Source organism: Acinetobacter junii CIP 64.5 (assembly GCF_000368765.1).
Classification (GTDB): domain Bacteria; phylum Pseudomonadota; class Gammaproteobacteria; order Pseudomonadales; family Moraxellaceae; genus Acinetobacter; species Acinetobacter junii.
In genome coordinates this window covers 497955-505362 of the sequence record NZ_KB849655.1, presented here as the reverse complement: position 1 = coordinate 505362, position 7408 = coordinate 497955, and the positions used below count along the sequence as shown (strand labels likewise).

General features: G+C 34.1%; 6 protein-coding genes and 1 pseudogene. All 7 read left to right on the top strand.

The window, feature by feature from the left end:
* Positions 1-827 (top strand): IS701-like element ISAba11 family transposase (locus F948_RS08170; protein WP_004962524.1); only part of this gene is annotated, 827 nt, incomplete at its 5' end.
* Between the two features lie 145 nt (positions 828-972).
* Positions 973-1185, top strand: coding sequence for a hypothetical protein (locus tag F948_RS08165; RefSeq protein WP_017397589.1), 213 nt, complete (start codon positions 973-975; stop codon positions 1183-1185).
* Between the two features lie 93 nt (positions 1186-1278).
* Positions 1279-1689: pseudogene (locus F948_RS16695) on the top strand (guanosine-3',5'-bis(diphosphate) 3'-pyrophosphohydrolase); the annotation flags it as partial.
* Positions 1690-2060: 371 nt separating this feature from the next.
* Positions 2061-2471 (top strand): ubiquitin family protein, encoded by a 411-nt coding sequence (locus tag F948_RS08155; protein WP_004962518.1) that lies wholly within the window; start codon positions 2061-2063, stop codon positions 2469-2471.
* Between the two features lie 341 nt (positions 2472-2812).
* A complete protein-coding gene (locus tag F948_RS08150) occupies positions 2813-3076 on the top strand; it encodes a hypothetical protein (RefSeq protein ID WP_004962506.1) in 264 nt (87 codons plus the stop codon).
* A 315-nt stretch (positions 3077-3391) separates the two neighbouring features.
* Complete coding sequence (locus F948_RS08145) at positions 3392-6799, top strand: TM0106 family RecB-like putative nuclease (protein WP_004962504.1); 3408 nt, start codon at positions 3392-3394, stop codon at positions 6797-6799.
* A gap of 17 nt (positions 6800-6816) precedes the next feature.
* Positions 6817-7278, top strand: coding sequence for a hypothetical protein (locus F948_RS08140; protein ID WP_004962500.1), 462 nt, complete (start codon positions 6817-6819; stop codon positions 7276-7278).
* Positions 7279-7408 lie beyond the last annotated feature (130 nt).

Here is a 7408-nt window from a genome sequence, read left to right as displayed (position 1 = left end):
ATAATAACAAACTTATAGTCAGTATTGATGATACTGTTTTAGATAAACCATATAGTCAACATATGGACTTAGTTAGCTATTTTTGGTCAGGCAAACACCACCGATCCGTCAAGGGTATTAATCTCATTACCTTGTATGCGACAGATCAAAATGGTCAAAATATTCCAATTAATTTCCGAATTTATGACAAATCTGAAAGTAAAACCAAGAATGATTACTTTATGGATATGTTAAGTGAAGTACTCAGTTGGGGTGCAAAGATTCAATTTATTACAGGTGATAGTTGGTATTCATCGACTGGAAATCTAAAAACCATAAGAAAATATGGTATTCGATTTATGTTTGGTATCGACTGTAACCGTAAGGTTTCCCCAGAAAAAGGACAATGGTTTCAACTGCGTTTATTGCCAGATTTCCATCAGGGTCAAGTAGTCTGGCTCAAAGATTTTGGCTTTGTACAATTATTTAAGACTCAGTTAAAAGAACAGCAGAGGTTTTATATTGTGCATCAAGATGAAGATGATTTATTGTCCTTTGAGGGATTTCATGAATTACATTCAAGTCATTGGAAAATAGAGCAATATCACCGGGTGATTAAACAGGTTTGTCATATTGAAAAGTTTCAAGTAAGACGATCTAAACTGATTTTGAATCATATTTTTTCAGCCTTGATGGCCTACGTTGAGATACAAAAGAACCAGTTTGAGCGGATCTTTGAAAATATATATCGTTGGCAGAAGAAATTATTTAGACCAATGATCAAAAACTTCATTGATGACTTTATTCTTGATAAAAATCATCTGCTACCACAGAGAATCTATAAATAATAGTGCGTAAGTCCTATTTAATCAAAATATTCTAAAAATTTGTCACTACTTTCAAATCACATCGAAATGTTTACTCAGCATTCAGGATGAGGGCGCCAATATTAGACTTTACGTCAACAAAGAACCTTCACAAACAATCGTTAAAGTGAAAGAGGCTGCAGAATGGTTAATGACTTTATTCTTGGATAAATTCCAAAATGAATCTCTAGGAACATTTGTTGTCACTCCGGCAAATGAATATGTAGCCGTAGCTGAACCACAAACCAATATGGGCAGAATGGCAAGGAAATTGAAAGCTGATCAGCTTGTAAAAGAATTAGATTTAACCCAGATAAATTTGCCTAATGAGACGACATAAATTGACGTAATAGCTATGATTGAACTTTATTTATTTGCTGTAATTGATTAATATAATTGAATAAAATTTGATTAAATATAAAGGGAATATCATATCGGTACTTTAGAAAAAGCAATTTCCTTCGCAACTGAACGGCATTTGGGGCAAATAGATAAAGCAGGGCAACCCTACATCCATCACCCCTTGCGTGTCATGCAAAATGCACAACATCCTGATGCCAAAATTGTCGCTGTTCTGCATGATATTTTGGAAGATACAGCAACATCGGTAACTGATTTAAGATCACTAGGGTTTGATGAAAATATTATTCATGCAGTTTTAGCTGTCACAAAACAAGATGGTGAAAGTCGTTTTCAGGCAGTGCAAAGAACAGTAAAAAATCCGATTGCTTGCGAAGTTAAACTTGCAGATTTACGTGACAATATGGATTTATCGCGCCTGCCCAAAATATCTGCCAAAGATTTGATTCGCTATAAACAATATCAAAAGGTTCAGAAAATACTAAAAGGGGCTTATGCAATTCATCAGCATATAAATACTTTAGATCTGGATTCTGAATATCCAGAGTTTGAATACGGCAGTATGCAGTTTAATTTTCAATATCTACTGAATGCTCTATTTGATCAATTACATCCAATGGGTGGAAACCAAATTGGTAGTCCTCAGGAATGGTGGATTATATTCGAAGATGCAAGTGAGTATTTTGCCTACTGTAAGCGTAAAAAATTAAAACCTTTTCTAAAACATTTTATTCAATTATTTAATTCGACTGATCGTGATTTTTTTGGCAGTTCATTCCAAACACCGGAAGATCAAGATATCTTGATGGAAATCTACAATAATGTTCTTGGTCATCATTTTAAGAAGGATATCGTATGATTTTGAAAGAGGACTTAATGATTGATGGATTGCACTACATACTCAAATTTGATCATTATAGTTTTTCCTTTTCTTTAAATAGACCACCCCGTGCCAGAGTCCAGATCAATTACCGTAAACATCCTGAATTAGCCCTATTTAGAGATGATCCCATATATGAAGATATCAACTTAAAGTTACCTGCCATGAAAGTTTTTAATGCGATTAGTAAGAGAGTTGAGGAGCTTATTTATAAGCATGATATTCATTATTGGTCTTTTAGTGCGACCTCTACGAAAAAAGCGAATGTCTACGAAAAACTTTTAAAGCGATGGATGAGTCGTAACACCATGGTCTTTAAATATGATCGAGTGGAAAATGATTTTTATGTATATGTAGAGAACAATTTTAATGATTTATACCGCTAATATAGCGGATAATTTAATGTAAATTTCATTTTTCCGTTTTTGAATCGTACCGGGTTTGTTGGAGGAGTTTATTAAGATAGGCTGCCTGACCTAACACAGCGATTAAATTGAGACTGTAAATTAAATTCTACTTTCTCGCATTTTTTGAGCAGTCAATGTCAACAAGTTCTAATGTAATAGATATACTACATGAAGTAAAAATTATATAATGAAGGGGTAAATAAGATGCCAATGATAATCCAACATATAGACGCAATTGCGAGAAAAAAAGGAAGTGATGTACTTTTTGTTAGTTTTAGTGAAATCACAATTATAAAGAGTTAACTGAGCGAAATGAATTAATGCAATGGCTAAATTATAATAATATTTCATTTGAGTTTTGTTACGGTATGGCTAGTGATAATGTTATACAGCAACCATATCTAGGTAATTTATTCTTAGATGTCAGTTTTGATAAAAATGATCCTTTATATATTAAACTAGAAAAACATTTGGAAAATCGAGATGGAAGTCCAAAAATTCCAGGGGTGCAATTTTTTTATTGTCCATTAGATGTAGCTATGCAAAATTCACATTATGATTCCCCAGATTTTTTTCATGAATAGAATGTTTAACAATAGACCTTGCGGAGTATGCTTTTACCTAATTTTGAATTGGTTAAAACCTTATAAAATATAGTTTGTGGCTGTTTAAATTTTGACTAATGCAAGGTCTAATATATTTTTTAAGGCGACTGATGCAAAAATCTATTTTTTGTTAAAGGATGGCTAATCATTGTATTTCAACCGCAGATTATGCACGAATGCTAAAAAATCTGGGATGCAAATATTAACCAAGAAGAAGATCGTTTTTTGATTTATGAAAGAAGTCTATAGTAGTATTTGTTTTTTTAGTACTTTATAAAAATATTTGGGTTTAATATGAAACTACACAATGATAATTTAATTTTTTCACCCTCTGATTTAATTTTGTTTTTAGAAAGTCCTTTTGCTTCCTGGATGGAACATTTCAGTCTTATTTCTCCTGAAGCTTTAGATTTAAAAGATCAGGATGATGCAATGATGCTCATGCTTCAGGATAAAGGTGCAGAGCACGAATCATCTGTATTGGAAGGATTGAAGCAACAAGGCTTAACGATTGCGAATATAGGATTAAGTTCAGATAAGAAAGCTGCAACGATACAGGCCATGAAAGAAGGTGCAGATGTTGTTTTCCAGGCTTGTTTAAGTCAAGATCAGTTTACAGGATTTGCTGATTTTTTAGTCAAGGTTCCAGGTTCTAGTCAACTTGGGGACTATCATTATGAAATTTGGGACACCAAACTTTCAAAATCATTACAACCATATTACACCATTCAATTGTGTTGCTATCAGGAAATGATTGCAGCTTTTCAAGGCCGTTATTCGAATGATTTTGTCATTATTTTAGGCGATCAAACTCAACAGCGATTGAGTACACAAGAATTTTACTATTACTACCAATCAGTAAAAAATGCCTTTTTGCAATTGCACGAAGAATTCGATTTAGAAAAGTACCCTAATCCTTCTGACTCCAAGTCATGGGGTTGTTGGAGTAATTATGCGAAGCAATTACTCAAAGAGGCAGATCATCTTTCTCAAGTCGCCACAATTACACGCTCGCAAATCAAGAAGCTGAATGCTGATGGTATTCAGACGATGCAAGACTTGATTAATAGTGATAAGCCAAGCATTAAGAGCTTGAATACTGATGTATATAAAAGATTAAAAGCTCAGGCCCAAATTCAGAGAAAAAGTGAAGGGCTTGCAACGCCTTTATTTGAAATCATTAACACTCATGAAAAATTAGGATTGGCACTATTACCTCAGCACTCTGAAAATGATGTGTACTTTGATATCGAGGGGTTTCCTTTAATTGAAGGGGGACTTGAGTACTTGTGGGGATGTACATATTTCGATGAAAAAGGTGAGCGTAAGTTTATAGATTTTTGGGCTCACAATGAAGTCGAAGAAAAAATGGCATTTAAATCATTTATCGAATGGGTTTATGCACGTTGGCAGCAAGATCCTACAATGCATATTTACCATTATGCAAACTATGAAATTGCTGCATGTAAGAAGCTCATGTGCCGTTATGGTGTTTGTGAATTAGAAGTAGATCAATTGCTAAGAAATGGAGTTTTTGTTGATTTATACAAGATCGTTAAAAATGGATTACTGATTGGTGAACCAAAATATTCTATTAAAAATGTAGAACACTTATATCGTGGTAAACGTGAAACAGAAGTGGGTTCCGGTGGCGATTCTGTTGTCGTGTATGAAAATTGGCGAGTTAATCCAGATGGATTAATCTGGCAAACATCAAAAGTCCTGAAAAGTATTCGAGACTACAATATTGATGATTGTAATAGTACGCAAGAGTTAGTGGCTTGGTTGCATCAGAAACAGCAAGAATTTGGCATCCAGTATGTAGGAAAAAAAGACATTGTAGAAAAAGAGCTAAGTGAGGAAATAACGGCAATAACAAACTTAAGAGATCAATTATTGAGTAAAGCAGAATCTCTTAAGTCTCACGATATAATTGAGTCACAAATTTGTGAAAACATGGCTTGGGCTCTGGAGTTTCATCGTAGAGAAGCTAAGCCAGTTTTTTGGCGACTTTTTGAAAGAATGGGCTTAACAGTGGAAGAGCTTTATGATGATCTTGATTGTCTAGTAAACTGTATTCGTACAGACAAAGAGCCATTTAAACCGACTCCTAAAGCAAGAAGCTTAGCATATGAGTATTCATTTGATCCTCATCAAGAATTTAAAATGGCAAATACCACTAGCTTTTATATTCTTGGGGAGGAAGATGAAAAGGGAAACAATCTTAAAGCGACATTATTAAAAGAGCATTCATCAGTTTCAAAAGGCAGAATTTGCTTACAGCTTAAAGAACCGCTGTCTGTTGTGCATTTAATCCCGGATGATTATGTAAATCCAAAGCCTATTCCAAAAGCAATAGAAACAGTAGTCCGAAGCTATTATGAAAACCAGCTCAATGATGATGCTATTCTCCATTTTTTAAGACGGGATTATCCACGCATCAAGGGTATAGAAAAGGGAGAAATAATTGTTTCGAGCCATAAAAACTTAGAAAAGTTGGATCAAATAAAATCGGCAATTTGTAATTTGGATAACTCATATATTGTGATTCAAGGACCTCCTGGAGCAGGAAAAACCTTTACAGGTAAGCATGTTATTGCAGAACTACTTAAGCAAGGAAAAAAAGTAGGCATTAGCTCAAACTCCCATAAGGCGATTAATAATCTTTTGATTGGTGTGGCACAGTATTGCCAAAATGAAAATATTCCAGCTCATTTCTGCTGTACAAAAAATACAGATACTGAAATTGAAAACTTTGGAATTTCAGAAATTAAGAATGACAAAATAGTTGAATATCTTGATGGAGCATGTGTCGTTGGTACCACAGCGTGGGGGTTTTCTCGTGAGGAATTAAATAAGCAATTTGATTATTTGTTTATTGATGAAGCAGGGCAAGTATCGGTAGCAAACTTAATTGCAATGAGTCAATCAGCTCATAATTTGGTTTTAATGGGTGACCAAATGCAACTAGGACAACCCGCTCAAGGTACGCACCCTGGCGATAGTGGTTTGTCTATTTTAGATTATTTGCTAAAAGATCATCCAACAATTGAGCCTAATCGAGGCATCTTTCTCGACACTACCTACAGAATGCATTCAAAAGTAAATGAGTTTATCAGTCAGGCCATTTATGAGGGTGAGTTAAATTCACACAAGTCTAACGATCTGCAAGTTATTCAAGTCCCTGATGGTTATAAGGGGGTATTAAACAAGGAAGCAGGTATTGTATTCATCCCCGTTGTACATGAAGGAAATACTCAAGCGAGTGATGAAGAGGTTCAAGCGATTCAACATGCTGTGAATGAGCTCATTGGGCGAATTTATACCGATAAGGAAGGTAATAAAAAGCCTATTATTTTAGATGATATTTTATTTGTAGCACCATATAATTTTCAAGTGACTAAGCTTAAATCTGCTTTAGGTGAAAATGCAAAGCTGGGAAGTGTAGATAAGTTTCAAGGCCAAGAAGCACCTATTGTATTTTTCAGCCTATGTGCAAGTGATGCGAATGATTCTCCACGAGGAATGGATTTTTTGTTTGATAAAAACCGTTTAAATGTAGCGAATTCGAGAGCACAGTCTTTAGCAATCGTGGTAGGGAATCCAAACTTAATGAATAGTAATACAAGCAATATTAAACAGCAGAAGTTAGTAAATGTATTTTGTCAGTTAATGGCATATGCACAAAATAGTAAAGGTTAATATCAGGATATTTATAAATGAATCAAGTTAATTTAACAAAACCAAAATGGATACGTTTATATACTGAAAAGTTATTCCCTAAAATTAAAGAATATGAAAATAAACAAAGCGAACTTGCAATTAGAATTAGGGATATAAAAAAAAGTGTGGGACAAGATTTTAAATCTGATCTTATTTTTGATGAAAATAAGAGCATTGTTAATGATGAAAAATATCATCATAAGGAAATAGATCCTTTTACGGTTCTTAGTCTACTTAATGTAGGGACTCATGCTAATCGTTTGCAGATGCATAATGCTTTTTTAGAACTCAGCGAAGAGGAAGGCTTTGGGCTGGAAGATATAAAAAATATCCCTAGTTCTGATGGACAACGGGCTTGGTATTACCCCTATAAAGTAGACTTCTTGCAAAAATCAAAAAACGATCAACGTTTTGTTTGTTTTTTATCCAGATTAAAAAGTCATGTTCTACTATCATGAGTACATGAAATATGAAAAAGTAAAGATGCTATCAAATAGTCAGTTTAAACGACTGATTGGAATACAACCCTCAACCTTTTTAGAAATGCTTGAAGTATTAGAGTCAAGCCAAGTCAATACTCAACGAGGT

Coding starts and splice junctions, on each gene's coding strand:
- F948_RS08145 (WP_004962504.1), top strand. CDS start 3,392: ATGAAACTACACAATGATAATTTAATTTTTTCACCCTCTGATTTAATT.
- F948_RS08140 (WP_004962500.1), top strand. CDS start 6,817: ATGAATCAAGTTAATTTAACAAAACCAAAATGGATACGTTTATATACT.
- F948_RS08150 (WP_004962506.1), top strand. CDS start 2,813: ATGCAATGGCTAAATTATAATAATATTTCATTTGAGTTTTGTTACGGT.
- F948_RS08155 (WP_004962518.1), top strand. CDS start 2,061: ATGATTTTGAAAGAGGACTTAATGATTGATGGATTGCACTACATACTC.